Origin of the sequence: Xanthobacter sp. 91, assembly GCF_000702385.1 — a bacterium.
In the GTDB taxonomy this organism is placed as follows: domain Bacteria; phylum Pseudomonadota; class Alphaproteobacteria; order Rhizobiales; family Xanthobacteraceae; genus Xanthobacter; species Xanthobacter aminoxidans.
In genome coordinates this window covers 3,141,961-3,168,843 of the sequence record NZ_JNIB01000001.1, presented here as the reverse complement: position 1 = coordinate 3,168,843, position 26,883 = coordinate 3,141,961, and the positions used below count along the sequence as shown (strand labels likewise).

Genomic DNA, 26,883 nt, shown 5'->3' with positions numbered 1-26,883 from the left:
TCTGGCGAGATGCGGAGCAGCCGCCCCACGCCACCTGACTGTCGCGTGGGTTCTGCGTTAAAAATGAATATATATTCATAAATTCCTCAGATCGCCGATCGCTTGAGGCGGAACAGAGAGGGAGGATTCCTTGCAGAAGCCACTTCGTCGTAGCTTGGCGACCCTGATCGCATTGGCTCTGGGGGCGGCCGCTCCGATCAGCGCGGCCCGCGCCGCCGACTACCCAACCCGCCCCGTAACGGTTGTGGTGCCCTATGCACCCGGCGGCCAGACCGACGCCTTCGCCCGTATCATGGCCGAAGCACTGCGGGAGAGCCTGGGCCAGCCGGTTATCGTCGACAACAAGCCCGGCGCGGGCACCATGATCGGCTCGGAATACGTGGCGAGGGCCGCACCCGACGGCTACACGATCCTGGTGGCCACGCCCGGCGTCGTCGTCGCGCCCTTCTTCACCGACCGTAGCAAGGACGTGATCAATCGCGGGGGACTCAAGGTCGCCTCCGTCGCGGTCGAAGAGGTGCTCTACCGCCATCCAGCCATCCGCGAAGCGGCGGTGGTGGCGATACCGCATCCCGCGCTTGGGGAGGATGTCGCGGCCTGTGTAGTCGCACGCGAGGGCGCGACGCTCGATGTCGAGGACCTGTCGGCCTTCTGCGCGCGCAGCCTCGCCGACTATGCCCGGCCGCGCCGCTGGCTCGTCATTGATGAACTGCCGAAGAACCCGATGGGCAAGGTCTTGAAGAAGGAGTTGCGCCAGCGTCTCGCCGCGACGGCCCCATAGGCCCGAATGGTCTTCGCAGCGGGCCAGCGTCCCCCTTGCCGCTCATGATGAAGCAGGTGAACCTGAAGCACTCAAAGGGCCGACAGAGCCCTCGGGAAACGCTCACCTCAGGGAGGAGACGATGACACATTCGATCTCGCGGCGCGGCGTGCTCGGCATAGCAGCGACGATGGCGCTCGGTTCGAAGGCTTTCGCGCAGCCGGCTGAGGTCGTGATCGGCTGGATTCTGCCTCTGACGGGCGTTTCGGCCTCGGTCGGCCAGCAGACGCGCGTCGGGGCCCAGATCGCCACGGACCAGATCAATGCCGCAGGCGGCATCAAATCGCTCGGTGGAGCCCGGATCAGGCTGGTCTTCGGCGATTCCCAGTCGAAACCCGATATCGGCGTCTCGGAAACCGAGCGGCTGATTCAGCGCGAGAACGTCGCCGCCGTGGCTGGTGCCTTCAACAGCGCCGTCACTTTCCCGGCCAGCGAAGTGGCGCAGCGCTACAAGACGCCCTGGCTCACCATGGGCGCAGTCAAGGATGAGATCACCGAGCGCGGCTTCGAATACGTGTTCCGCCTCAACAACAAGGCAATCTACGACGCCCGCGAGCAGCTCGACGCCATGGATTTCTTCAAGAAGGAGACGGGCAAGGGGCCGAAGACGCTCGCGATGTTCTACGAAGGCTCCGATTGGGGCCGCTCGCACGCCGCCAATGTCCGAAAGCTCGCCAAGGAGCGGGGCTACGACGTGGTGCTCGACGAGGCCGCCCCGCCAAACCAGGTCGATTTTTCCTCCCAGCTCCTCAAGATTCGCGCCGCCAAGCCCGACGCCCTCATCGTCGCGTTCTACACCCCGGACCAGCTGCTGCTCTCGCGCCAGATGATGGAGCAGCGACTGGATCTGCCCTACGGCGTCCATTCGGTCGGCGGCGGCACCGAAGATCCAGCCTTCTATAAGGCAATCTCACCCAGGGCCGTCGCCTATTATTTCGTGCAGGAGGACCGGCAGGTCGACGCCCTGCAGGGCGTGCGCTACCCTGAATACGACGATCTCGAGAAGAAATTCCGCGAATTGCTCGGATACAACATGAGCGCCTATGGCGCGCAGGGCTTCGCGACGATGTACGTGCTGAAGGACGCGCTGGAGCGTGCCGCGACGAGCGATCGCGACAAGCTGCGCGACGCACTCGCCAAGACCGACATCACCTCGGGCCCAGCCCTCTATGTCGGCTACCAACGCATCAAGTTCGACGAGCACGGCCAGAACACCTTCGCGCACGGCGCCATCTCACAGAATCTCGATGGCCAGCGCCGCACCGTATGGCCGGCAGAGAGCAGGGCGAAGGACATCAAGCCGATCTGGCCGGTGCCTGCCTTCGGGGCGCGATCCTGAGCGGAGCAGCCGATCCAGGCCCCCACCTGGTCAGCCGCGTCACGCGACGACGGCAGCGCAACTGCGCTCCGTCGTCACCCTCAACCTCCTGCTGGAGCAGGACAGCTTTCCTGCGCTGTCGGGAAAGCGAGAGGCAACCGACGATTTCATGGATCCACTCATTCTTGGCTTCGCCGTGGTCAACGGTTTGCTGATTGGCGGCATCTACGGAGGCGTCGCTCTCGGCCTGAGCCTGATCTTCGGCGTCCTGCGCGTGGTCAACTTCGCGCACGGATCGCTGCTGATGGTCGGCCTCTATACTGCCTACTGGCTGCAAGCACTGGCGGGCATCGACCCCTATGCCAGCGTGATATTCACCGTGCCACTGCTCTTCTGCATGGGCTATTTCATCCAGCGCGTCATCATCGCGCCGCTGATTTGGCGCGAGAGCGCGCTGGTCGTCGAGCCGCTGTCGGCGCTGCTGCTAACCGCCGGCGTCTATCTCGTCATCGATAACCTCGCCCTGATGGCATTCGGGCCCGATGTCCGTTCGGCCTCGACCAGCCTGGACATGCCGCCGATCATGCTGGGGCCGATTCCGGTCAACATGCAGCGTTTCATCGGTTTTTCGGCCGCCATCCTGGCCGCGATCGGATTGGTGGTCTGGCTGCGCCAGACCCGCATGGGCCGCGCCATCCGGGCGACGGCACAGAACCGTGACGCCGCCGCGCTCTCCGGCATCGACGTGCCGATGATCTATGCGGTGACTTTCGGCGTCGGCACGGCACTGCTCGGGCTCTTCGGCTCGCTGCTCGCGACCTTCATCCCGATCACGCCCAATGTCGGCCTGTCCTTCGGCATCCGCTCCTTCATCGTCGTGGTGCTCGGTGGCATCGGCTCGATACCGGGTTCGATCCTGGGCGGTCTCGTCATCGGCGTGTTCGAGGCCATCGCCTCTCAGTTCGTGCCCGCGACCTCGGCCGCGATTCTCTCGCTTGGTCTCTTCATCCTGATCCTGCTGGTGCGTCCCGGTGGCCTCATGGGGAAATTGTGATGGCGCTCAGGATCAGCAAAAACATGGGCGCCCCACAGTTGGCGACGAAGTCGGGATATGGCCGCATGGCAACTCTGCTCGTGGTCGCGGCAGGGGTGGTCGCGCTTGCGCTGCCGATCGCAATGCCCGATCCGTACTTCGTCCATTCCTGCATCGTCGTTCTCCTCTTCGCCTACATGGCGACATCCTGGAACTTCGTCTGCGGCTATGTCGGGCAGCTTTCGATCGGCCATGCGATGTTCGCCGGCGTTGGCGGCTATGCCACGGTGCTGATCTTTTCCCGCCTGGGCATTTCGCCCTGGCTCGGGATGCTGGTGGGAGGCGTCTTCGCGGCCATGCTGTCGGTCGTTGTGGGCTACCCCACCTTCCGGCTGAAGGGGCCGTACTTCGCCCTCACCACGATCGCCTTCGCCGAGATGATCCGGATCTGGGTCGAGAACACCGACACCTTTCTCGGCATTCCGCTCAACGGCGCGGCCGGCATCACGGTGCCGCTCGTCGGCGAAAGCTGGGTGGCCTTCCAGTTCAACGGCAAGACGCCCTATTACTATGTCATCCTTGTCATGTTGGTGTTGGCCCTGCTCGCCACCTGGCGGCTGGAACGGTCCAAGCTCGGCTTCTATCTCAAGGCGATCCGCGGTGATCGCGACGCGGCGGAAGCGCTCGGCATCAGCCCGGCGCGCTATCAGCTCGTCGCGTTGGCCATCAGCGCGTTCATGACCGGAGTGGGCGGCGGCTTCTACGCCCAGTTCTTTCGCTACGTGAACGCGGATCGTCTGATCGGGGTCGAATTCTCCATAGACTTGGCACTGATGAGCATTATCGGCGGCCAAGGCACGGTCTTCGGCCCGCTGCTTGGCGCGGTACTGCTCACGCCGATCGCGGAGATCACGCGCGGTCATCTCGGTGGCGTGCTGCCCGGCCTGCACATCGTGATCTACGGGATCATCCTGATCCTGGCCGTACTCTACCTGCCGAAGGGTCTGATCGAACCTCTCAGGAGCATCCTGTCGCGCCTGTCGAAGAACGGGAGGTCGGCATGAGTGGCGACGGCACGCCCCTGCTCCAGGTGCGCGGCATCTCCAAGCGCTTCGGCGGATTGCAGGCCGTCCATGATCTTTCTTTCGACCTGCGCCGGGGCGAGATCCTGGCGCTGCTCGGCCCCAACGGTGCCGGCAAGACGACCGCCTTCAACATGATCGCCGGCTATTTCCGCACCGATCAGGGCCGCATCCTGTTCGAGGGGCGCGACATCGCCGGGCGCAAGCCCTGGGACATCTGCCGGATCGGCATCGCGCGCACCTTTCAGCTGTCGAAGCCCTTCAGCGACCTGACCGTCGCCGAGAACTTGATGGTCGGCGGTTTCGTCCGCAGAAGCGAGATCGACGAGATCCGGGCAAAAGCGCTGGAGATCGCGGACTTTCTCGGGATGGGGCATCAGGCTGCGATGGAGGTTCAGCACCTGACGGCCTTCGATCGGCGCAAGCTTGAACTCGGCCGAGCCCTCTCAACCGAACCGAAGCTGCTGCTCATGGACGAGGTCGTGGCAGGCGCCACCCCCTCGGAAGCGCAGGAGATGGTCGAGCTGGTCCGCCGGATTCGCGACCGGGGCGTGACGATCCTGATCGTCGAGCACGTGATGAAAGTAATCATGGCGCTCTCGGAACGCGTCATCGTGATGGAGTCGGGCCGGCTCATCGCCAACGGGAAGCCCAAGGACGTCGTCCGTCAGCCCGAGGTCCTCAAAGCCTATTTCGGTGAGGGATATGCAGCCCGCGCTTGAACTCGATGAACTCCGCTCGGGCTATGGCGACGTCCAGGTTCTGGACGGCGTGTCGCTCGCGCTGATGCCCGGCGAGATCGTCGCCCTGATCGGGGCCAACGGCGTCGGCAAGACGACGCTGCTGCGCACGGTATCCGGCCTCGTCCGCGCGACGGCGGGAACGGTTACGCTTTATGGCGAGCGCATCGACAAGCTGCCGGCGCATAGGATCACGGCCGCCGGCTTCGTCCAGTCCCCCGAGGGCAAGCAGCTTTTCACGGGCATGACCATCGAGGAGAACCTGATGGTCGGTGCCCATAATGACCGCGCCTACCCGCGCATAAAGACGACGATGGAGGAGGTCTACCAGCTTTTCCCCATCCTGGCGGAACGCCGGCACAAGCTGGCCTCGACGCTGTCGGGCGGCCAGCAGCAGATGCTGGCCGTCGGGCGCGCGCTGATGGCCCGACCGAAGGTGCTGGCGCTCGACGAACCCTCGCTTGGCCTCGCGCCCTTGATGGTGGACCGGCTGTTCGAGGCGATCGGCGAGGTCCGGAAGCTCGACATCTCGATCCTCATCATCGAGCAGAACGTCTTTCAAGTGCTGTCGATGGCTGACCGCGGCTACGTGCTGGAGCGCGGCAAGGTCATGCTCTCCGGCACGGGTCGCGAACTGCTCGAGAACGAGCATCTGCGCTCGACCTATCTGGGCATCTGAGATGGCACGGCCATCAGCACCTCCTCCTTCACCGTCACGATCGCGGACCCTCCTGCCATGACGCACACAAACCATCCTCCGACGGAGCCCGACCTAAAGGCCTTGGCGGAGCGGGCCCACAATATGCGCCGCCTGATGATGCGGATGGCGAGCGGCAAAGGCGAGGGCTACATCGCCCAGGGCCTGGCGATCGCCGACTTTCTCTCGGCGATGTATTTCCACGAGCTTCGCTACGACCCCGCCGATCCGCACTGGCCGGGTCGCGACCGGTTCGTGCTCTCCACGGGGCACTACTCGATCGCCTTCTACGCCTGCCTCGCCGAGGCGGGCATGTTGCAGGTCGAGGAACTGCCGACCTACGGCTTGAACGGCTCGCGCCTGCCGATGAGCACCTTCGAGAACGTGCCGGGCATCGAGGTTTGCGGCGGCTCGCTGGGGCAGGGACTGGGGCAATCGGTCGGCATGGCACTGGCAGCCCGGCTGGACCGCAACGGCGCCCGCGTCTTCAGCGAGCTCTCGGACGGGGAGCTCCAGGAAGGCTCGACGTGGGAGGCGGCCATGTCGGCGACGACCTTCAAGCTCGACAATCTCGTCGCGCTCATCGACTGCAACGGTATCCAGGCCGACGGCGCGGTCCACGTCGCGATCGAGTCGGTCGCGGAGAAATGGCGCAGCTTCGGCTGGGACACGCGCGAGGTTGACGGCAACGATATGGCCGCATTGACGGCGGCGCTCGCCGCCTCCCGAGAGCCGGACGGCGCTCCCAAGGCGATCGTCATGCGGACCGTTCCGGGCAAGGGCATTCCGACACTGGAAAAGCGCGAGCGGGCGCATTTCGTCCGCGTCGGCAACGACGAATGGGATGACCTCACCGCCGAGATGGAGGCTCACTATCATGGCTGAGCAAGTTTCCGGGCGCACGCTCGGCATGGGCGAGATCGTCGACACCGGTGCGAAGCCCTTCGAGCTCGCCCCCTTCGGCACGGAGCTCGCGCAGCTCGGGAAGGAACGCACCGAAATCGTCGGATTGACCGCCGACATGGGACGCTACAGCGACATCCTGCCGTTCCGCGACGCGCATCCCGAGCGCTTCTTCAACGTCGGCGTCGCCGAGCAGTCCCTGATCATGACCGCAGCCGGCCTCGCGAAGGCGGGCAAGATCTCATACTGCACCAGCTATTCGGCCTTCATCACGCGGCGCGCCTATGACTTCGTGGCCATCGCTTGTGCGCACGCCCTGGCGGAGGTCAAGATCTTCGCCGGCATGCCTGGCTTCATGAACGGCTACGGCGCCACCCATCAGGCGACCGAGGACATCTCGATGATGCGGGGCATCGCGGACCTGACCGTGATCGACCCATGCGACGCGACCGAACTCAAGCAGGTCGTCCGGGCCGTCGCCGACATTCCCGGCACCGTGTATGTCCGCAACCTGCGCGGCAAGGTGCCGGTGGAACTCGGCGCGGATTATCGCTTCATTCCCGGCAAGGCGCAGGTGATCCACGAGGGCGAGAGTGTCGGCGTGATCGGGACGGGCTTCATGTCGGCCCGGGCGCGCGACGCGGCCAAGGTCGCGGCCGAACGCGGCGTGAGTGCCGCCGTCCTCCATGTCTCCACCCTCAAGCCCTTCGACAAGGACGGTGTCATCGCTTTCGCCAAGCGCTTTGACAGGCTGGTCGTCACCGAGAACCACAAGATCTCGGGCGGTCTTTGCACGCTGGTGGTGGAGGCGCTCTACGAGGCCGGCCTGATGAAGCCGATGGTCAAGGTCGCGCTTGCTGACAGCTTCTTCGAATGCGGTGCTCAAGCCTGGCTTGAGCACAAATACGGCATCGACCTGCCGCGCTTGGTCCAGGCGATTGTCGAGGGGAGGTAGGTGCCGATGCAACTCGAGAACAAGGTCGCTCTGATCACCGGTGCCGGCTCGGGGCTCGGTCTCGCGACAGCGCAGGCCTTCGCGCGAGAGGGCGCGTGCATGATGATCAACGACCTCCGCGAGGAGGTTGCGCGCAACGCCGCGTCTGCGCTGGGAGGGGGACATGCCTCCATCGGCGGCGATGTCTCGCGGGAAGCCGATGTCGACGCCATGGTCCGGGCGACTCTTGAGCGCTACGGCCGGATCGACATTCTCATCAACAACGCCGGCGTGCCCGACAGCTTCGTGCCGACGGTCGATCAGCCGCTGGAGCACTGGCAGCGGCTGATCGACATCCATCTCACCGGGACCTACCTGGTTTCCAAGAAGGTCGCGCCGCACATGATCGCGCAGGGCAGCGGCTCAATCGTCAACCTGTCGTCGATCGCCGGCGTGCTCGGCCTGCCGGTGCGCACGGCCTACAGTGCCGCGAAGGCCGGCATCAGCATGCTGACGCGCGTGCTCGGCTGCGAATGGGGCCCCCACAACGTCCGCGTCAATGCGATCGCGCCGGGCTACATCCTGACGCCGATGACGGAGGAGCTGATCCGCGAGGGCAAGATCGACTCCGATCGCGTCCGGCGGCGCACGCCGATGGGCAAGCTCGGGCGGCCCGAAGACATCGCCGAAGCGATGATCTTCCTCTGCTCCGACCGCGCCCGCTTCATCACCACCGTCATCATCCCTGTCGACGGCGGCTACTGCGCCTGGGGTGCCCCGAGCGACGCCTATACAGGCGAGCTGACCGTCGCCATCGGCTGAACCACGGAACGCGCATCATGAGGATATTCGGATCGCCGGGGCGCTATATCCAGGGGCCGGGCGTGCTCGCGGACATCGGCCGGATCGCCAGGACAATCGGCGCAAGCGCCTGCGTGATCGTCGACGACGGCGTAAGGGATCTGGTCGGCGCGCCGATCGAGCGTAGCCTGAGGGAGGCGGGTGTCGCGGCCCTCGTCCTGCCCTTCTCCAGCGAGATCACCTATGCCCGGATCGAGGCTTTGACGGAGCGCGCGCGTCCCGTCTCGCCCGCCCTCATCATCGCCGCCGGCGGTGGCAAGGGGCTGGACGTCGGCAAGGGCGTCGGCGAGCGCCTTGGCGTGCCGACCGTGACCGTGCCGACCATTGCCTCCAACGACGCGCCGACCAGCGCGACCTATGCCGTCTACGACGACAGCCATACGATGATCGCGACCGATCGCATGATCGGCAACCCGCACACCGTGCTGGTCGACACCCGACTGATCGCCAACGCGCCCGCGAAATTCCTGCGCTGGGGCATCGGCGACGCGCTGACCAAGAAGTTCGAGGCGGACGGCTGCTGGGCGGGGCGGGGCAAGACGCCCTTCGGCACCCGTCCGCTGCGGACCGGCATGGTGATCGCGGATGCTGGCTATCGAACCCTGCGTGCCCATGCGGCCGCAGCGCTCGCCGCGGTCGAGCGTCGGGAGGTGACCGACGATGTCGAGGCGACTGTGGAGGCCTGCATCCTGATGAGCGGGCTCGGTTTCGAGAACGGCGGGCTGTCGCTCGCCCATTCGATGACGCGCGGCCTGGTCAAGGCGCGCGACGCCATGAAGGCTCCCCACGGAGAGCAGGTCGCCTACGGCACTCTCGTGCAACTCGCCGCGGAAAACCGCCCCGATGCGGAGGTCCTCGATCTCATGGGCTTCAATCGCGAGATCGGCCTGCCGGTGCGGCTGGCCGATCTCGGCATGAAGAACGTCACGAACGAGGAGATCGACGAGATCGCGCGCCGCACCATGACCGCCCCGCACATTCCCAATTTGGCCATCGAGCTCGACCAAGCCGGGATCGCTGCCGCCATGCGGCGGATCGAGCGGCTGGCGGCGGGCTGAGCCGCGTCGGCGCCATGACGGAACCCCGCCCCTTCACCTATCACGTCCCGGACGTGGCCATCGCCGATCTGCACGAGCGGCTTGCCCGCACGCGGCTGCCGGATCGCCCCCCCTGCGCCGCGTGGGAGCTTGGAACCGACAACGATTATCTGGCCGACCTTCTTGCCTATTGGCGGGACCAATTCGACTGGCGCGCGCAGGAAAGCCTGATGAACGGCTTCCCGCAATTCCGGCTGCGTCTCCCGGACGTCGATCTGCATTGCCTGCGTGTCGAGGGGCGTGGCCCCGATCCCGTTCCACTGCTGCTCTGCCATGGCTGGCCGGGATCGGTCTTCGAATTCCTGGAGCTGATCCCGCGCCTGACCGATCCGGAGCGCTTCGGGCTCGACCCACGGCTCTCCTTCACGGTCGTTGCCCCCTCGCTGCCGGGCTACGGCCTTTCCTTCGAACCCGGTCAGGCGCGTTTCGGCGTCGAGGAAATGGCCGACAGGCTCGTCGATCTCATGGGCGCCTTCGGTCACGAGCGCTTCCTGGTCCAAGGCGGGGACTGGGGCGCCTTCGTCGCTGCCCGAATGGCCCACGCCCATCCCAACCGGATCGTCGGCCTGCACCTCAACCTGCTGCCGCTGCCACGCGATGGCGGCCCATCCCCAGACGCTTCGCCGGAGGAAATTGCCCATTTTGACCGGCTGCGCGTCTGGCTGCGGGAAGAGACCGGCTATCAGTGGATCCAGGGCACGAAGCCGCAGACCCTCGCCTTCGCCATGACGGATTCTCCGGCCGGCCTCGCCGCCTGGCAGGTCGAAAAATTCCGCTCCTGGTCGGATTGCCACGGGACAATCGAGAACGCCATCCCGCGCGACAGACTGCTGGCGAACATTGCCTTCTACTGGTTCACCGGCGCGATCGGCTCCTCCTTCCATCCTTACTACGCGCGCATGCACCGGGACTGGCCGATACCGCGCGGTACCCGCATCGCCGTACCCATGGGCTATGCGCAATTTCCCCACGAGATGGTACGGCCGCCCCGCACGCTCGCCAGCGCGATGTTCGCCGACATCCGTCAGTGGAACTCAATGCCCCAGGGTGGGCATTTCGCGGCGCTCGAGCAACCCGAACTGCTGGCGCACGAGATCCGCTCCTTCGCCGAGGCCCTGCAATCATGAATGGGGGCAAGGCCGGAGTGATCCTGTCTGCCGGCGCCATGCCCAACGGAGCGATGGACACAATGCCCAAGCCTATCCCGCGCCTCGTCTGGGCGGACCTGCCACCTGCGGTCCAGCGCCGTGCCGTCTGGCTCGTGCGGGATCTCGTCGCCGCCTCTCTGCCAGGTGCAGGCGTGGCTTCGGCAGCGATCACCGCGGCACATGTGGAGCGCAATTTCAGATCGGGTGGCGCGACCATCCTCGCCTCGGGCGCGCGCTCGACGGTGTCAGGCGCGGCGCTGGCCAACGGCATGCTCTCGGATGCGCTGAGCCTCAATGACGGCCATGTCCTCGCCAAGGGCCATCCGGGCGCGAACATTATTCCCGCGGTGCTCGCTGCGGCGGAGGAGGCCGACGCAACGCTCAGCGAGTTCCTGGCTTCAGTCGTTTTCGGCTATGAGCTCGCGGTGCGCGCGGCGATGGATTTGCACGCCCGCAGCCCAGTTTATCGCGCAGCGGGCGCCTGGGGCCCGATGGCATCCGCCGCCGCCATCTGCCATCTGCGGCGCCTGTCGGACAATATCATCCGGCACGCGATCGGCTTCGCCGAGTTCCACGCGCCGCATGCGCCGCTTCTGCCCTCGCTCTCGCAGCCGGCGATGACGAAGGACGCCATCGGCTGGGGCGCGTTCCTTGGCGCGACGGCGGCAGAACTCGCCGAGGCGGGCTTCACCGCGCATGATTCCGAGTTCTTCGATGCGGACCCTTTCGAAGATATCGGCCGGACCTGGCGATGCCTCGACGGCTACGTCAAGCCATTCCCCGTGATCCGGCTCTCGCAGCCGGCGATCAAGGCGGCACTCGACCTGCGCGACCGGCACGCGCTCGATCACCACCGCATCGCGCGCGTTGCCATCCGTACCTTCGCCAACTCAGCAAATCTGCCGCGCCTCATCCCCACCGTGACGGAGGAGGCGCAGTACGGCCTGCCATGGCCCGTGGCCTACGCCCTCGTGCATGGTCGCTTCGACGTACAGGACGTCATCGACGGCCTCTCCGATCCTGACGCGGCGACACTCATGGCCAGGATCGAGGTCTCCATCCTGGCCGAATACGACGCTCTCTATCCGGCGAAGCGCGTGTCCGATGTCTCCATCGAAACCGATAGCGGCGAACTCTTCAACTCCGACCCGGTCACCGCCGACGGCGACGCCGGCGATCCAGGCTGGGAGGACATCGTCGCGGCGAAGTTCCGCGCGCATGTCGGGCTAGAACCGGACGATCTCGACGCGCCTCTCTGCGATCGTCCCCTCGGCCGTTTGCCTCGAGACGAGCTCATCGCCGCGATCTGCCGAGCCTCAGGCCCGATACGGTACGGGACGCGCTCCGGGCCCTGACCCATGACTGGTCTGGCGCCCGGACCAGGTCTCACCTTGCCACCCCGCGCCCGCGGCGGTGAGCTGTATCGCCAGCGAATGGAAAGATCATGCCGATCGTTACTGTGGCTCTCATGGAAGGGCGTACGCAGGAGCAGAAGGACGCAATGTTCGCACGCGTGACAGAAGCGCTGTGCGCGACACTGGACTGCCAGCCGGAGCAGGTCCGCATCAGGGTTGAGGACATGTCCGACGGCGACTTCGCAGTCGCCGGCAAGTCCGTTGCCAGGAGCAACGCGGAACGGGAATCGCCATGAAACATCGCATGCACGCCGACCAGAAAACGACCGCATGAAGGACGAGAGTGGCGAAGGTACGATCAGAACCGAAAGGCGCGGCGCGCTGATGCTGATCGGGATCGACCGGCGGCGGAAGCTCAACGGCTTCTCAGGCAGGATGGTGACTGCCCTCGCCGACGCCTACCAGGTCATGGAGGATGAGCCGGATGTCCGTGTCGGCGTGCTGCAGGCCTTCAGCCCGCATTTCACCGCGGGGTCCAGCTTGACCTGGAGTGGGCCCTTCCGGTAGACGGATTGAACTTTAGGAATTGACCGTGGGCCGGGCTTTCAGAGGATGAGAGCCCATGACACGCATCGATCTCACAGCATCGCGTTCAAACGTCAGGTCGCGCAGGAGTTCATCTCCGGCGAGACGCTGCATGGCCTTGCTAAGCGGCACGACCTGTCGTGCAACCTGATCCGTTTGTGGGTGCAGAAACACGAGACCGGCGCCTTCGATGAGGACGCCGAGGCTGCGGACCGGATGCAGGAATACCAGATGGCCTACGAGACATTCGCCGACGTCGCCGAGAGCCTTCCGACATTCATCGACGACGTCTACAACACCAAGAGGCGTCACTCGGCGCTCGGCTATCTCAGCCCGCCAGTTCGAGGATCATCACGCCCGGCAGACGGTCCAAACCGAAGCTTGACCACTGTCCAGCTCAAAGGGCCCACTCCAATAGGGGCAGGTTCCACGCCGATTGAAAGCCCATGCATCGGAAAGTGACCTGAGACGGCGCCTCGCTCACTCACCTCGGCCAGCACATTGAGCAGATCGCGCGTGGAGCGCGCAAGGCGGTCGAGCCGCACGACAATGAGCACATATCCGGCCTTCAGCGAGGTGATGCAACGTCGCAACTTTGGCGCCGCTTGCCGCCTCAGAAAAGACATTCTGGCAGCCAGATGCCCTGAGGTGCTCGATCTGTCTATCCACCATCTTCCTCCAGTAGATAGAGCGCACAGACACCGATCACGAATGCATTATTAACTACAATTCTATGCACCAAACATATTATATTTTGATATTTCGTCTCGCGCATAGAATATTTTGTGATTATATACATATCATCAATTGCACAATTATCGCCTCGCGTTATCGGAAAGCCAATCCGATAATCGGGCACCCAACCTCGATGTGAAAACAGAGTTCACCTCCGCAGCAAAAGCAGGCCGTCGAAGCGACCGATGAGCTTAGCTCATTCATTGGCGCCAAAAAATGGCTTGTAACCTGCAAGCATCCGGTGGGATTCAGTCATCAACGAGAAGGAAAAATCCCCCAGAGACCGTGGAACGGGGAATCGCAGATGACTAAATCGAGGTCGATTACCTATACAGCAGCCGTATTCGTTAGCTTGGCGTCCTTTCTGCAGGCAAATGCGCAGAGTGGCGGCAATCCGGCGTTCTCCGACGGGGTGATCAAGCTCGGGGTCCTCACCGATATGTCAGGGCCCTATGCCGATTACGCTGGTAACGGCTCCTTCACGGCTGTGAAGATGGCGGTGGAAGATTTTGGCGGAAAGCTCGGCGGAAAGCCCATCGAAGTGATCGTCGCGGACCATCAGAACAAGAGCGACGTCGGGGTCTCCATCGCGCGGGCCTGGTACGACGTGGACAAGGTGGACGCCATCTTCGACATCTCGAACTCCGCGGTCGCCCTCGCCGTTACAGGGGTGACGAAGGAAAAGAACAAGGTGGTCATTCTGGGCGGCGTCAGCACCCCAAAAATCACCACCGACACCTGCACGCCCAATAGCGTCCAGTACATTTACGACGCGAACGCGCTCTCCAACGTCGTCGGAAAGGCGATCGTGCGCGACGGCGGCGACACCTGGTTCTTTCTCACGGTGGACTTCGCCTTCGGGCACGGGCTTGAGAAAACCACTGCCGACGTGGTCAAGGCGAGCGGCGGCAAGGTGCTTGGCAGTGTTCGTTTCCCCCTGAATACGGCGGATTTCTCCTCCTTCCTGCTTCAGGCGCAGGCCTCCAACGCGAAGGTCATCGCCCTCGCCAGCGCCGGCTCTGACACGACCAACGCGATCAAGGGAGCAAACGAGTTCGGCATCTCCAACGCCGGCCGCCAGCGGGTGGCGACGCTGCTCACCTTCATCACTGACGTGCACAGCATGGGGCTGACCCAGGCGCAGAATCTGCTGCTTGCCACCGCCTTCTACTGGGACCGGGATGAAGAGGCGCGCAAGTTTGCAAAGCGCTTTCAGGAGCGCATGGGAAAAATGCCAACCATGGTGCAGGCAGGCATGTATTCGGCTGCCATGCACTATCTCAGGAGTGCCGAAAAGGCGGGGACCGATGCCGGTACGGAAGTCGTCGCCCGGATGAAAGCCGAGCCTATCAACGATTTCTTCTCAAGGGGCGGCCACATCCGGCCAGATGGCCTTCATGAGCACGAGATGCAGCTGATGCGGGTGAAGATTCCTGCGGAATCCAAGGGGCCGTGGGATTACTACGCTCCGCTGTTCACCGTTACTGCTGCGGATGCCTTCTCGCCGATGGTTCCGGGCGCCTGCGCCGCCATCAAGTGACGTATGGGTGCGGCGGCCAACCCTGCCGCCGCGCCCATTTTCTAATCGAGGTCAGAATGCGCATCGTCAATCTGTTCCGCTATCCGGTGAAGGGCCTGTCTGCCGAAGCCATGGGCGAGGTGGTGCTGGAGGCCGGTTTCGGCTTTCCCCTGGATCGCAAGTATGCGGTAACGGACGGGTCATTGCAGTTCGACCCTGCCGCGCCGAAGCCGGCACCCAAGACGCAATTCCTCATGCTGGCCAAGCATGAGAACCTCGCCCGGCTGAAGTCACGTCTCATTGAGGCCGATAACCGGCTGGAGCTCCGCAACGGGGCTGACGTGCGCACCTTCGCGCTTGACGATGCCGCGGAGCGGAGCGCCCTGGCACGCTTACTCGCCGGCGTGGTGGATGTGCCACTGCCTGGCGAGCCGGAGGTCGTCCATGCCCCCGGCCATCAGTTCACCGATGTCAGCGTCCACTCGGTCGCGCTTATGCGCTCCATTTCCCTGATCAACCTGACCACTGTAGGGGACCTGTCGGCCCATCTCGCCTTGCCACTCGACCCCATCCGTTTCCGCGCCAACCTCTATTTCGAAGGTCCGGCCGCCTGGAGCGAACTGGATTGGGTGGGGCGGCGCCTCGGCATTGGCGAAGTGGCGCTGAAGGTCGTCCGGCGCACCAAAAGATGCGCCGCGACCAGCGTCGATCCAGATCGGGCGGTGCGCGACATCAACCTGCCCATCGCCATCCGCGAGTATCAGGGCCATGGCGACCTCGGGATCTACGCAGAGGTCGAGGCCGGAGGCAGGATCGCGGCCGGCGATCGTATCGAGCTGCTCGACTGAGGCGCGAGCGCGCGGCTCCGGGGGCCGCACGCACTCAGCACTGGCCCACCAGCCAGCCTGAAAAGAGCTTCACCTCGCTCGTCAGGGCCTTGTCCCTCGGGCAGAGCAGGTAGTATCCGCCAGCGCTGCGGACGCTGAGTTCGAACGGCTTAACCAGCTCATCGCGCCAGTCCACATTGTCGATCTCGATGGTGGGCACACAGGCGATGCCCTCCCCGTCGCGCGCCGCCATAACCGCCATGAAGGAATGGCCGACATCCACGCGCCCTGCGCCTTGCGTGGGAGCGGCACCGGCAGCGTGGAGCCAGGCAGCCCAGCAGTCAGGCCGCTTCTGGTTGTGGATCAGGCGGAACCGCCCGAGGTCGTCCAGCGAGGTGAGCGGGCCGTGCCGCTCGAACAGACGGCGGCTCATCACCGGCGTGATGCGATCCTCCCAAAGGGGCGTGACCGATACATCGTCCCACGTGTCCGTCATCCGGAAATCGATCTGCGGGGCGTTGGGATCGAAGGTTGCGCCCGGAAGCTTGCCGACGCGTAGGGCCACATCGACGCCTTCCCTCTTGAAATTCACGGGCTCCAGTGAGGACGAGACCTGCAGGCGGATCTCAGGATAGGTCATCATGAAGGTAGTCAGCCGCTGCATCAGCCACAGGACGCCGATGGTGGGCAGGACGCTGACCGAAAGAGAGCGCGCTTCCTGCAGACTCTGCACGGTGGCGCGCTCAATCTCATCGAGCGCCGAGATGGCGGCTGCGAGATAGCTCTGGCCGAAGGGGGTCAGTTCCACCTGCCGAGTGAGGCGCCGGAAGAGCGGCGCGTGGAGGAAGTCCTCGAGCAGCTTGATCTGACGGCTGATGGCGCCCTGGGTTACGTTGAGTTCGTCGGCAGCCTTGGAGAAGCTCAGATGGCGACCGGCGGCCTCGAATGCGCGCAGAGCCAGCAGCGGCGGCAGACGGCGCTTCATCGGCGGCCCGCGTCGGCGTCACGTCCTGAAATGCCACGTCGAATATGAAGCGTCAGCATGGCGGAACTCTAACCCTCCGGATCAGCGGATTTCAACGTGTCCTCTGGCTGATGGGGCATCGTTTCCCATGCAGCAACCCCCTCGCCGACGCAGGCTGCGAACGAACGGACGATCCGCTCCTTAGGCAGGCCGTCCACGATGAACACGAGGAAGGATGGCATGCCCGCATCGCCCTCCCGCTCCATGTGCTCGGGGAAATAGGCGATGTGCCGGACGCAATTAATGAGCACCGGCGCATCCGCTCCCTTTAGGGTCAGGAAGCCCTTGATGCGCAAGATGCGGTCGCCATGACGGTGCAGCAGCAGCGATAGCCACAGGGCGAGGCGGCTCCAGTCCAGCGGCTGCCCCACACGGAGGCAGAAGGTCTCGGGTCCCGCCGGCAGACATGCGAAGGCGCCGGCAGGCGGCCGCAGGGCCGGCCGGAGGCTTTCCCGCCGCCAGCGTCCTGCGACGGCACTGCGGGCGATGCGGTCGGCCCTTAAGTCCGTGGCCTGCTCGACCAGCCAGCCGAACTGTGTCTCGACGGCCGGACGGCGGGGCGCGAGCGGCTGCACGCGGACCACATGGGCATCCACCGCCGCCAAGGAGTCGGGGGCGGCCATATCGGTCTTGGTGATCAGGACAACGTCGGAGGCCTCGATCTGGCGCCGGTGCTCTGCGGCATCGAGACTCTCCAGAGCGTGGACCCCATCGACGAGCGTGACGACGAGGGCGATCCGCAGCTGGCCATTGAGATAGGGATCCGACGTGATGGTCGCAATCACCGCGAGCGAATCCGCGAGCCCGCTCAACTCGAGGATCACACGATCGAAGTCCTTCCGCGTACGATGCAGGGCAAGCACCCCATGCAACTCTTCCTTGACCCCGCGGTCGATACGGCAGCACAGGCACCCATTGGCGAGGAGCGCGACCGCGCCGGTATCATTGCGCAGCAGATGGTCGTCAACGCCGAGAGCCGCTGCCTCGTTCACGAGCAGCAACGTACGCGTGAAGGCAGCCTCATCGAGCGCCCTACGCAGGAAGGTTGTCTTGCCGCTGCCGAGGTAGCCGGTGACGATGAACACGGGAAGGCGGAGATCGCCCGTCGGTCCTTTCACCGTGCGCCGGCGGTGCCGGCCTCCATGCGGGCGATGAAGGCGTCGTCCAGCGGGTCGACGGGACGACCCGACAGGCGCGCGACGCCCTCCCAAACCTCAGGCAATGTCTCGACGATCAATGTGCCGCCGGCCCTGTCCTCAAGGATCCACGAGGTGAGCATCCAGTCCCGCACCGCGATGCCGGCGTGGGCGCAGATCATCGCAAGCGCGCGCGCCTGGGCCATGCGCGCGGCGGCCGGAAGCGGATCGCGCCCTTCGCCTGCGGGGTACCGACCGGGGCTCGACCAGTGGCCCATGCCACTCCAAATGCCGCACATGCCGCACACGGGTTCAGCCCGCGAATGGGTGGGCGCGGTCGAATTCGCGGGCAATGGTCTCCAGCGTCTTGAATTCGACGCCCGGAAGCCGTGCCATGTGCTCGACTAGTCGTGAGAGCATCCGCAACACCTGCGGCCGGCCGGCCACGTCCGGGTGCAGGCAGAAGCAGAAAACCGCCTCGTCCAACTCCTCGTAGACCCAGTCGAACTGCTCGCGCCACAGCTCCTCGATGTCCTTCGGGTTCATGAAGCCGTGGCTGTTCGGCGACTTCTTGATGAACATCATGGGCGGCAGGTCGTCGAGATACCAGCTCACCGGAATCTCGATCAGCGGCGTCTCCTTGCCCCGTGACAGGGGCTTCATCCAGCCCGATGCCGGCTGGCCATAGTCGATGGCAGTCCAGCTGTCCCCCACGCGCAGGCGATAGCAGGAGAAGTCGCGATGCATCATGGAGTGGTCGTAGAGAATGCCACGTTCCATCAGAAGGCCGGGGGTGTTGGGGCTCAGCTCCCACCATGGCGCGGCATAGCCCACGGGCCGCCGCCCCGCGAGGCCGGTCAAAAGCTCGATGCAACGATCCAGGACGTCTGCCTCCTGAGCCGGCGACATGGCGAGCGGGTTCTCATGGGTGTAGCCATGCAGCGCGATCTCGTGTCCGCGTGCCGCGACCTGCGCCATCTCGGCCGGAAACGTCTCGACCGAATGGCCGGGGATGAACCAGGTGGTCTTCAGGCCGTAGCGATCGAACAGGTCGAGAAGCCGGAGGCTTCCCACCTCGCCCGCAAAGAGGCCGCGAGAAATGTCGTGCGGGGAATCCGCACCGCCGAACGTGCCTATCCACGCGGCAACCGCATCTACATCGACGCCGAATGCACAGGTGATTTTCTTCGTCATGTCATGTCGCCCGGAAGGTTTCAGATATCGAGAACGAGAACCGATCCGGCCTCGGCGCGGGCCGTGCACACTGCCACGTAGCGGCTGCGCTCCACCTCTCCAAGGCAGGTGTCGCGGTGGATCGGTTCGCCGGAAAGCCAGCGCGTCAAGCAGGTGCCGCAATAGCCCTCCCGGCAGGAGTGGTCGACGTCGAGGCCCGCCACCAGGAGCCCGTCGAGGATCGTATCGCCCGGCGGGATTTCGAGGGTGACCCCGCTTTGCGCGCACGAGACGCTGAACGGCGCATCCTGCGCTTCGGATGCAGCAAGCGGCGCCGCACCGAATGCCTCGAAGTGAAGGCTCAACCCTCCGATCTCCGTGCCGACCCGGCTCACGGCCGTCATCAGGCCGGCTGGCCCGCAACAATAGACGCGAGTCCCCGCGGGTTGCGCACGTAGCAGAGACGCGACGTCGAGACCGCGGGAGGGATCTCCGTCATCCAGCACAAACTTCACTTGGCCATGGCGGCGTGGCGCCAGGAGCTCCTCAAAATAGACAACGTTCTCCTCGCGCCGGCTGCACACGATCAGATCATAGGAGCGCCCTTCGCGCTCGCAGGTATCTGCCATGCAGATGAGCGGGGTCAGGCCGATCCCGCCGGCAATGAGCAAGGTCCGCTCCGCCGGGCGAAGCGGGAAATGATTGCGGGGGCCACCGATCTCGACCGTGGCGCCGACATGAAGATGCTGGTGGACCCAGCTCGACCCTCCGCGCCCGTCCAGTGCAGCCTGCACCGCCACAACATAGGGCTCCCCCGGACTATACGGCCGGACGAGCGAGTATTGCCGCACGCCAACTTCGGGAATGTGAATGTCTATATGCGCGCCAGCTTCATATGGAGCGAGAAAACCCGCATCATCTACGTCGATTTCCAGTTCAACAACAGCTGAATTCAATGCCCTTCTGGCTAATATGTGACCTATTGTTTTTCCTCGACCAACCGTCTTCATCCCGAAAAATCTCATTTTATTCTCTAAATTATGGTTTCATGCACGCTATTGCATGACAAACGATTTGTGATTTTGTATGGATTAGTTTCCCTCATGCTTGCCCCCTTGGCGGAGGAGAGCAAGGAGAGGGAGGCTCCGGCCCAGCTTGCAGGGCTCATCTGCTGAGGGCGAGACGCCTGAGAGCACGCGCCCGTTGGCGCAGTCGCCTTCGGGCGACCTCAAAGATGAATGGCGCGATTGTCGCCCGCCCGGGTATCGATGACCAACGGCAATCGCGTCGCTCTCCCGAAGGACACTTACCGTCATCGCCTCACTGAAAGAGAATACACAGCATGCCCAACGCCGGTCGCTGCTCACTTCAGTTCGGCTTTGCGCGTTGATGAGTGACTGCAAGCATCTCTTTTGCTCCCTCGCGACCAACTCCGCCCGGCGAGATCGTTAGGCAATGCCGCCGGGACCGACGTTCACCGTCCTTGCCAGACCGCAAGCCAGCAGCGCGCATCCACCCGCCAGCACCGGCCGCCCGCCGCGGGCGTCGATCAGCGCGCCCACCTTCGGCGAGACCAGCCCGGCCACCAGAAGCCCGACGGAGAGGCTGCCGACGATCCATTGCGGCGGCCAGCCCGTATCCCTAGAAGTCGGCCCAGCCAGCACCGTGAGCAGATAGAAGGACGAGCCCGAGGTGAGGATCTGCACCACGCCCAGCGCGGCGATGACCACCGGAGACGCCTGATCCTTCACGTCGCGCTTGCGCAGCAAGTGCGCGCAGGTGCCGGCATTGGTTCCGCAGCAGTAACTCGGCAGCACCCGCTCTTTTGGTCAGGTACTGCTCCGACTTCGCTGACGGCGGGAGGCGGCAGCGAAGAGGCGCTGTCGCAACAGGCGGCTGCAGCGGAAGGGTTGGCCCGACATACGCCGGTTTCCGGAAGGACGAGCCGAACATCGTCGGCAGCGTCCATGTCTCCGGCTATGGCGGCCACGACCGAGCGCACCTGCTCATAGCCCGTCAGCATGAGGAAGGTCGGGGCACGGCCATAGCTTTTGATCCCGATGGTGTAAAAGCCGGGCTCCGGATGAGAGACCTCGCGGTGCCCATGAGGGGGCACGGACCCGCATGAATGAAGGTTCGGGTCGATCATCGGGCCCAGTACCCGCACGCTTTCCAGCCAGGGGTCCAGATCAACGCGAATCTCGCGGGTGAGAGCAAGGTCTGGCCGCTGGCCGGTGCAGACGACGATGCGGTCGGCCGGGCCAATCGTCTGCCGGCCATACGGCGTAGTGCCCTCCACGTGGAGCCGGCCGCCTTCCTCGCGGATGGTCTCGGCAGCAAAGCCCGTGATGAGCGGAATCTGGCCGCCTTCAACCTGCTCCTTCAGGCACTGCCCGAGATCCGCCCGGCCGGAGAGCTGATCGTTTGAACCGCCTCCGTAGACACGAGAGAGGTCCGACCCGCGCGTGACCCAGATGGCCTGGGTGCCCGTCGCTTCCAGAGACAACGCTTGGAGGTCCAGGAGAACATTGGCGGCCGAATGGCCGGCGCCGAAGACCAGTGTCGTGCGCCCCGCATAGTCGGAGCGGTTCCGCCCCAGCACATCCGGTATCCCGTAGGCAATTCGCTTGGCGTGCGTGGCCTCTCCATCCGCAGGCAGCCCGCTTCCGCCGAGAGGGTTGGGCGACGTCCAGGTCCCCGAGGCATCAATGATGGCGCGTGCGAGATCACGCCGAACCACACCCGCACGGCTGGCAACACTGAGCAGGAAAGGGTTCCCGCTGCGGTCTCGGCTGGAAATCTTGTCGATGCCGCTCCGACCGATTGCGGTCACCCGGGCGCCGAACTCGATGGCGGACGCCATGGCGGGCACCTGCGACAGGGGCTCCAGATAGTCCGCCACGAGGTCGGCGCCCGTCGGGCACATATCCGCGTTCGGTTCGCGCCAGCCTGTGCCCACCAGGAGCATCCGGCTCACCGGATCGATATTGTAGCGCCACGGCGAGAACAGATGCACATGGCCCCAATCGCGGATGTTGGTCGCAACCGCATCGCCGGCCTCGTAGACCCTGACCGCGATGCCCCGATCGATGAGATGGGCCGCTGCAGCGAGCCCAATGGGGCCTCCGCCAATGACGGCAACTGGCATGTTCTCCATTTCATTCCTCCGATTATTCTAGAATTTTCGAATAATTGGGCAGAAAAAGGCCGTTCAGACGGCCCTTTCGGATGCTTCGGCAGCGCAGCCTTCATCAGCGCAGCACTCGTCTGCGAGGAACCCGATCAAGGCATTCATGGCCGGGTAGACGGCCCGGCAGATCAGAATCGTCCCGTGCCGCTCCTGTGACACCAGACCATTCTGAACCAGCCGTTGCAGGTGGTGCGAGAGAGTCGATGCGGGGATGCCAAGGTGCTCCTGCACCTGATTGACCGGGAGGCCGCCACGCCCTGCGCGGACGACCGTCCGATAGACCTTGAGCCTCGTCGGATTTCCAAGCGCCTCAAGCTGCTTGGCGGCTAATTCGATATTCATGGAATTAACCTATGGCCCGCCCCACTGCGGGTCAAGGGTTATTTCGGCAATTGTCGAATTAGTCGGCGGGACGGATTTTTCCGGTCGCGGCCGTTCGCTCGTACCAGCCCTTGGAGCGGTTCACGATCCACACCACCGAGAGCATCACGGGCACCTCGATCAGCACGCCCACCACCGTGGCGAGCGCCGCCCCCGAGGTGAAGCCGAACAGGGAGATGGCTGCGGCCACGGCCAGCTCGAAGAAGTTCGACGCACCGATCAGAGCCGAGGGCCCGGCGACGCAGTGCGCCTCCCCGGTTGCGCGGTTCAGCAGATAGGCGAGGCCGGCGTTGAAATAGACCTGGATCAGGATCGGCACCGCAAGCAGCGCGATGACGAGCGGCTGCGCGATGATCGCCTCGCCTTGGAAGCCGAAGAGCAGCACCAGCGTCGCCAGCAGCGCCACGAGGGAGAGCGGTCCGAGACGGGCCAGCAGGCCGTCCAGCGCCGCCTGCCCGCCGTGCGCCAGCAGCCGGCCGCGCAGCAGTTGGGCGACGATGACCGGAATGACGATGTAGAGCACCACGGACAGCACCAGCGTGCCCCACGGCACCGTGATGGCGGACAGGCCCAGCAGCAAGGCGACGATGGGCGCGAAGGCGACCACCATGATGGCGTCGTTCAGCGCCACCTGCGACAGGGTGAAATGGGGCTCGCCCTTGGTGAGGTTCGACCACACGAAAACCATCGCGGTGCAGGGCGCCGCGGCGAGGATGATCAGGCCGGCGATGTAGCTGTCGATCTGGTCCGCCGGCAGCAGGGGCCGGAACAGCCAGCCGATGAATAGCCAGCCCAGCAGCGCCATGGAGAAGGGCTTCACCGCCCAGTTGACGAACAGCGTCACGCCGATGCCGCGCCAGTGCCGGCCCACCTCGCCGAGGGCGGCAAAATCGATCTTGAGCAGCATAGGAACGATCATCAGCCAGATCAGCACGGCCACCGGCAGGTTCACCTGCGCGATCTCCACGGCGCCGATGGCGTGGAAGACCGACGGCGCCAGATGGCCGAGAAGCACGCCAGCGACGATGCACAATCCGACCCACACGGTGAGATACCGTTCAAACAGGGACATTTCCGATCTCCGTACTCAGCCGCCTCAGGCCACGTCAGAACGCGGATCGGTGCCACCTTCGAGGCGGCCGATCTCGCGCAGCCGGGTGCCGAGGGCGAGGCGGTCGAGCTTGGTGATCGGCAACGCTGTGAACACCGAGATGCGGTTCTTGAGATAGCGGAAGGCGGCGTTGAAGGCCGCTTCCCTAGCGATGTCGCTGCCCTCCACCGCGGCGGGGTCCTCGATGCCCCAATGGGCCGTCATCGGTTGCCCCGGCCAGATGGGGCAGGCTTCGCCGGCCGCGTTGTCACAGACGGTGAAGACGAAATCCATCACCGGCGCGTTCGGCTCGGCGAATTCGAGCCAGCTCTTGGAGCGAAAGCCATAGGTCGGGTAGCCGAAAGCATTCAGCGTGCGGATGGCGAGCGGGTTCACCTCGCCCTTGGGGGCGCTCCCGGCCGAGAAGGCGCGGAACCGACCGGCCCCGTCCTTCGACAGGATGCTTTCCGCGAGGATCGAGCGGGCGGAATTGCCGGTGCACAGGAACAGCACGTTGAACACGTGATCGGAGCTCGTGTCAGGCATGGGTGTCCTCGGTCTTGGGTTCGCAGGCGCAGGACAAGGCAGCAACGGCGGGGGCGCAGACCTCAGGATGCCCGTTGCAGCAATCGCGCATCAGGAAGGCCACGAGGTCGGAGAGGGCGGGGTAGACGGCGCTGTAGATGATGGACCGCCCGTCCCGCCGCGAGCGCACCAGCCCGGCCTGCTCCAGATGGTTCAGGTGGAAGGACATGCGGGAGGAGGAAGCGCCGCCCATGGCCTCGCCGATGGCGCCCGCAGGCAGCCCCTCCGGACCGGCCTGCACGAGAAGGCGCACCACGCGGAGACGGGTTTCCTGAGAAAGCGCGGCGAAGGCAGAGAGGGCATCGGATTCATCCATGAGTCAATATCTCAAGATTTATTGAGATATTGACTAGCCTAGTTCGCGGGAGCCGACAACTGGATTGTGACTGGAAACGGCCTGAGCTCTGGATGCCCGTCTAGCCTGTCCACGCACGATGGGGGGCAGACAGGAGCCGGGCGGCCGGCCCCATAGGTCGCCCGGCTCACCCGTCATACCCGCGGACGCCCTCGCTGATCGCCGGCCTGATGGCGGTTGCGCGGCATCGTCGAAACTATAGAAATGCGGCTCCGAGGAGCGAGCGACCGTGTCTCCTGAAGGCCACATCCTGATTGTCGACGACGACGCCGAGATCCGCCGGCTCGCCGGCAAGTTCCTGCGCGAGCACGGGCACAAGGTGACGTCGGCGCAGGATGCCCGCGAGATGCGGGAGGCCATGGCCGCCGGCCCCGTGGACCTCATCATCCTCGACATCATGCTGCCGGGCGTCAGCGGCCTCGATCTGTGCCGCGACCTGCGCCGTAGCTCCAACGTCCCCATCATCATGCTCACCGCGCGCGGGAGCGACGTGGACCGGATCGTCGGGCTGGAGCTGGGCGCCGACGACTATCTCGCGAAGCCCTTCAACCCGCGTGAGCTGCTCGCCCGCATCCACGCCGTCCTGCGGCGGACGCGGCCCTCGGACGCCGTCCCGACAGTGGGCGGTTCCAGCCTGAAGTTCTCCGGCTGGACGCTCGATACCCGGCGGCGGGAACTGACCAATCCAGAAGGCGCGGTGGTGGACCTTTCCACCGGGGAATACGACTTGCTGCTGACCTTCCTCGAGCACCCCCAACGCGTGCTGAACCGCGACCAACTGATGGACGCCGCCAAGAACCGAACCGCCACGGGCTTCGACCGCGCCATCGACATCCAGGTGAGCCGGCTGCGCAAGAAGCTCGAGTCCCACGGCGGTCTGGAGATGGTGAAGACGGTCCGCGGCGCGGGCTATTTCTTCGCCCCGGAGGTGGAGCGCTCGTGATCCGCGCCCTCGACAGCCTCGCCATGCGCACCGCCGTGGTGGCGGTGGTGGGCATCGTCGTGGTGCATGTGCTCAGCCTGTGGACCTACGAGCACGCCATGGAGCGCCAGCGCCACGCCGCCCATGCGGTGCGCCTCGCCGACCAGTTGATCTCTCTGCGCCGGTCGCTCGCTGCCGTGGCACCGGAAAGCCGCGAGGATGTGGCCCACGATCTGTCGGGCGGCGCCATCGACGCGCATTGGAGCCGGGAGGCGATGGCTGCCGCCGGTGCCCGCGCGACCGAAGCGGCCCAGCGCCTCGCCGAGGAGGTTCGCACCCTGGCGCCCGAGCTTCAGGCCGGCGATGTGCTGGTGAGCGCCGGGACCGATCCGCATCTCAGTCTCGTGGCGGTGCGCCTGCCGGACGGCAGCTGGCTGAACGCCCGCCTGTTCGCCTCCGCCCCGCAGGCGCCGGGGGCGCATGGATCCCTGCTCTCCACCACGCTCATGGCGGCGGGCGTGCTGCTGCTCTCGCTCGCCATCGCCGCGTGGCTCACCCGCCCGCTCCGGGCCATGGCGCGTACGGTTGCGGCCTTGCCGCCCGCCGCCCCCCTCGTGCGACTGCCCGAGACCGGCCCCAAGGAGGTTCGCGAGCTGGCCCACGCGTTCAACGGGATGCAGGCGCGCATCGCCGGGCTGGTGGAGCGGCGCACGCAGGCCCTGGCCGCCGTCTCCCACGATCTGCGCACGCCCATGACGCGGCTGCGCTTCCGACTGGAGGATGTGAGCGATCCGGCGCTGCGCCACGCCATGGCCGAGGACATCGCGGAGATGGAGCAGATGGTGGATGCCACCCTCTCCTACCTGCGCGGCGAGGCCAGCGACGAGCCGGTGCGGCCGCTCGATCTGGTGGCGCTGGTGGAGACAATCGTGGACGGGGCGCGGGACCGCGGCCTTTGCGCTGATCTCTCCGCCCCGCCGCGCTTCGTGGTGGCGGGACGGCTCGTCAGCCTGAAGCGGATGGTGTCCAACCTCGTCGAGAATGCCCTCACCTATGGCGGCTCCGCCCATGTGACGCTCACGGACGAGGGCGCCGCCGCCGTGCTGGGGGTCCGCGACCACGGCCCCGGCATTCCCGAAGACCAACTGGCCGCCGTGCTTGAGCCGTTCGTCCGGCTCGAGGCCTCGCGCAGCCGCGCGACCGGCGGCGTCGGGCTGGGCCTCACCATCGCGCGTACCGTGGCCGAGGCGCACGGCGGCACTCTGACCCTCGCCAACGCTCCCGATGGCGGCCTGATCGCGACGGTGCGCCTGCCCAAGGTCCAGGCTGAAACAAACTGATACAGAAGCGATACGCGGCGTGACGCGCCGCCC

29 protein-coding genes and 2 pseudogenes are annotated in these 26,883 nt (G+C 65.2%); 19 read left to right on the top strand and 12 right to left on the bottom strand.

The features are described from left to right. Positions 1-154 precede the first annotated feature (154 nt). The 15 genes from A37E_RS25390 to A37E_RS27435 all read left to right on the top strand — a co-directional run bounded on the left by A37E_RS25390 (position 155) and on the right by A37E_RS27435 (position 13,035). Positions 155-781 carry a tripartite tricarboxylate transporter substrate-binding protein gene (locus A37E_RS25390; protein WP_156026330.1) on the top strand — a complete coding sequence of 209 codons (627 nt, stop codon included), beginning with the start codon at positions 155-157 and terminating at the stop codon, positions 779-781. Positions 782-902: 121 nt separating this feature from the next. Then, positions 903-2,159 (top strand): ABC transporter substrate-binding protein, encoded by a 1,257-nt coding sequence (locus tag A37E_RS0114930; RefSeq protein WP_029557334.1) that lies wholly within the window; start codon positions 903-905, stop codon positions 2,157-2,159. A gap of 148 nt (positions 2,160-2,307) precedes the next feature. Beyond that, the gene (locus A37E_RS0114925; protein ID WP_029557333.1) at positions 2,308-3,192 is read left to right on the top strand and encodes a branched-chain amino acid ABC transporter permease; all 885 of its coding nucleotides are present in this window, start codon (positions 2,308-2,310) and stop codon (positions 3,190-3,192) included. After that, positions 3,192-4,235, top strand: coding sequence for a branched-chain amino acid ABC transporter permease (locus A37E_RS0114920; RefSeq protein WP_197022983.1), 1,044 nt, complete (start codon positions 3,192-3,194; stop codon positions 4,233-4,235). Before A37E_RS0114925 ends, A37E_RS0114920 begins: the two co-directional genes overlap by 1 nt. Next, entirely contained in the window at positions 4,232-4,975 is a 744-nt protein-coding gene (locus A37E_RS0114915; protein WP_029557331.1) for an ABC transporter ATP-binding protein, read from the top strand. Before A37E_RS0114920 ends, A37E_RS0114915 begins: the two co-directional genes overlap by 4 nt. Next, positions 4,959-5,672 (top strand): ABC transporter ATP-binding protein, encoded by a 714-nt coding sequence (locus tag A37E_RS0114910; protein WP_029557330.1) that lies wholly within the window; start codon positions 4,959-4,961, stop codon positions 5,670-5,672. Before A37E_RS0114915 ends, A37E_RS0114910 begins: the two co-directional genes overlap by 17 nt. Before the next feature lie 123 nt (positions 5,673-5,795). Next, positions 5,796-6,575, top strand: coding sequence for a transketolase (locus A37E_RS0114905; protein ID WP_156026328.1), 780 nt, complete (start codon positions 5,796-5,798; stop codon positions 6,573-6,575). Then, entirely contained in the window at positions 6,568-7,548 is a 981-nt protein-coding gene (locus A37E_RS0114900) for a transketolase C-terminal domain-containing protein (RefSeq protein WP_029557328.1), read from the top strand. The genes A37E_RS0114905 and A37E_RS0114900 overlap by 8 nt, the downstream gene beginning before the upstream one ends. A gap of 6 nt (positions 7,549-7,554) precedes the next feature. After that, a complete protein-coding gene (locus tag A37E_RS0114895; protein ID WP_029557327.1) occupies positions 7,555-8,349 on the top strand; it encodes an SDR family oxidoreductase in 795 nt (264 codons plus the stop codon). A gap of 17 nt (positions 8,350-8,366) precedes the next feature. Further along, positions 8,367-9,446, top strand: coding sequence for a glycerol dehydrogenase (locus A37E_RS0114890; RefSeq protein ID WP_029557326.1), 1,080 nt, complete (start codon positions 8,367-8,369; stop codon positions 9,444-9,446). Between the two features lie 14 nt (positions 9,447-9,460). Beyond that, positions 9,461-10,612, top strand: coding sequence for an epoxide hydrolase family protein (locus tag A37E_RS0114885; RefSeq protein WP_029557325.1), 1,152 nt, complete (start codon positions 9,461-9,463; stop codon positions 10,610-10,612). A gap of 17 nt (positions 10,613-10,629) precedes the next feature. Beyond that, the gene (locus A37E_RS0114880) at positions 10,630-11,988 is read left to right on the top strand and encodes an MmgE/PrpD family protein (RefSeq protein WP_210165119.1); all 1,359 of its coding nucleotides are present in this window, start codon (positions 10,630-10,632) and stop codon (positions 11,986-11,988) included. An 89-nt stretch (positions 11,989-12,077) separates the two neighbouring features. Next, a complete protein-coding gene (locus A37E_RS0114875) occupies positions 12,078-12,284 on the top strand; it encodes a 2-hydroxymuconate tautomerase family protein (RefSeq protein ID WP_029557323.1) in 207 nt (68 codons plus the stop codon). A gap of 34 nt (positions 12,285-12,318) precedes the next feature. Further along, complete coding sequence (locus tag A37E_RS0114870) at positions 12,319-12,555, top strand: hypothetical protein (protein WP_029557322.1); 237 nt, start codon at positions 12,319-12,321, stop codon at positions 12,553-12,555. A gap of 45 nt (positions 12,556-12,600) precedes the next feature. Beyond that, the gene (locus A37E_RS27435) at positions 12,601-13,035 is read left to right on the top strand and encodes a helix-turn-helix domain-containing protein (RefSeq protein ID WP_245279338.1); all 435 of its coding nucleotides are present in this window, start codon (positions 12,601-12,603) and stop codon (positions 13,033-13,035) included. A gap of 68 nt (positions 13,036-13,103) precedes the next feature. Here the strand turns inward: A37E_RS27435 and A37E_RS27430 are convergent. Beyond that, positions 13,104-13,199: pseudogene (locus A37E_RS27430) on the bottom strand (hypothetical protein); the annotation flags it as partial. Between the two features lie 413 nt (positions 13,200-13,612). Between A37E_RS27430 and A37E_RS0114860 the strand changes: the two are divergent. Next, positions 13,613-14,848 (top strand): ABC transporter substrate-binding protein, encoded by a 1,236-nt coding sequence (locus tag A37E_RS0114860; RefSeq protein ID WP_029557320.1) that lies wholly within the window; start codon positions 13,613-13,615, stop codon positions 14,846-14,848. Positions 14,849-14,904: 56 nt separating this feature from the next. After that, the gene (locus A37E_RS0114855) at positions 14,905-15,675 is read left to right on the top strand and encodes an MOSC domain-containing protein (RefSeq protein ID WP_029557319.1); all 771 of its coding nucleotides are present in this window, start codon (positions 14,905-14,907) and stop codon (positions 15,673-15,675) included. Positions 15,676-15,709: 34 nt separating this feature from the next. Here A37E_RS0114855 and A37E_RS0114850 read toward each other — a convergent pair whose 3' ends face one another. The 11 genes and pseudogenes from A37E_RS0114850 to A37E_RS0114800 form a co-directional block, all read right to left on the bottom strand. Further along, a complete protein-coding gene (locus tag A37E_RS0114850; RefSeq protein ID WP_051679050.1) occupies positions 15,710-16,639 on the bottom strand; it encodes a LysR substrate-binding domain-containing protein in 930 nt (309 codons plus the stop codon). A 68-nt stretch (positions 16,640-16,707) separates the two neighbouring features. Next, positions 16,708-17,763, bottom strand: a complete 1,056-nt coding sequence (locus A37E_RS0114845) for a GTP-binding protein (protein ID WP_029557317.1) — start codon at positions 17,761-17,763, stop codon at positions 16,708-16,710. Between the two features lie 29 nt (positions 17,764-17,792). Continuing rightward, a complete protein-coding gene (locus A37E_RS0114840) occupies positions 17,793-18,020 on the bottom strand; it encodes a hypothetical protein (RefSeq protein ID WP_051679049.1) in 228 nt (75 codons plus the stop codon). A 106-nt stretch (positions 18,021-18,126) separates the two neighbouring features. Beyond that, positions 18,127-19,008: a polysaccharide deacetylase gene (locus A37E_RS0114835; RefSeq protein ID WP_029557315.1), complete on the bottom strand. Its 882-nt coding sequence runs from the start codon at positions 19,006-19,008 to the stop codon at positions 18,127-18,129. Positions 19,009-19,028: 20 nt separating this feature from the next. Next, positions 19,029-19,997 (bottom strand): PDR/VanB family oxidoreductase, encoded by a 969-nt coding sequence (locus A37E_RS0114830; protein WP_197022981.1) that lies wholly within the window; start codon positions 19,995-19,997, stop codon positions 19,029-19,031. 477 nt (positions 19,998-20,474) lie between these two features. Continuing rightward, positions 20,475-20,756, bottom strand: a pseudogene (locus tag A37E_RS0114825) (MFS transporter); the annotation flags it as partial. Further along, positions 20,735-22,144: an NAD(P)-binding protein gene (locus A37E_RS0114820; protein WP_051679047.1), complete on the bottom strand. Its 1,410-nt coding sequence runs from the start codon at positions 22,142-22,144 to the stop codon at positions 20,735-20,737. The gene A37E_RS0114820 and the pseudogene A37E_RS0114825, both read right to left, overlap by 22 nt. A gap of 54 nt (positions 22,145-22,198) precedes the next feature. Continuing rightward, complete coding sequence (locus A37E_RS0114815) at positions 22,199-22,519, bottom strand: metalloregulator ArsR/SmtB family transcription factor (protein WP_029557311.1); 321 nt, start codon at positions 22,517-22,519, stop codon at positions 22,199-22,201. 58 nt (positions 22,520-22,577) lie between these two features. Continuing rightward, positions 22,578-23,630 carry an ACR3 family arsenite efflux transporter gene (gene arsB / locus A37E_RS0114810; RefSeq protein WP_029557310.1) on the bottom strand — a complete coding sequence of 351 codons (1,053 nt, stop codon included), beginning with the start codon at positions 23,628-23,630 and terminating at the stop codon, positions 22,578-22,580. Positions 23,631-23,654: 24 nt separating this feature from the next. Then, complete coding sequence (locus A37E_RS0114805) at positions 23,655-24,194, bottom strand: arsenate reductase ArsC (RefSeq protein ID WP_029557309.1); 540 nt, start codon at positions 24,192-24,194, stop codon at positions 23,655-23,657. Next, positions 24,187-24,549, bottom strand: a complete 363-nt coding sequence (locus tag A37E_RS0114800) for a metalloregulator ArsR/SmtB family transcription factor (RefSeq protein ID WP_029557308.1) — start codon at positions 24,547-24,549, stop codon at positions 24,187-24,189. Before A37E_RS0114800 ends, A37E_RS0114805 begins: the two co-directional genes overlap by 8 nt. A gap of 268 nt (positions 24,550-24,817) precedes the next feature. Here A37E_RS0114800 and A37E_RS0114795 point away from each other — a divergent pair, with 268 nt between their 5' ends. Then, complete coding sequence (locus A37E_RS0114795) at positions 24,818-25,531, top strand: response regulator (protein ID WP_029557307.1); 714 nt, start codon at positions 24,818-24,820, stop codon at positions 25,529-25,531. Continuing rightward, on the top strand, positions 25,528-26,850 hold the full coding sequence (locus A37E_RS0114790; RefSeq protein WP_029557306.1) for an ATP-binding protein: 1,323 nt from the start codon (positions 25,528-25,530) through the stop codon (positions 26,848-26,850). The genes A37E_RS0114795 and A37E_RS0114790 overlap by 4 nt, the downstream gene beginning before the upstream one ends. Positions 26,851-26,883: the final 33 nt, after the last annotated feature.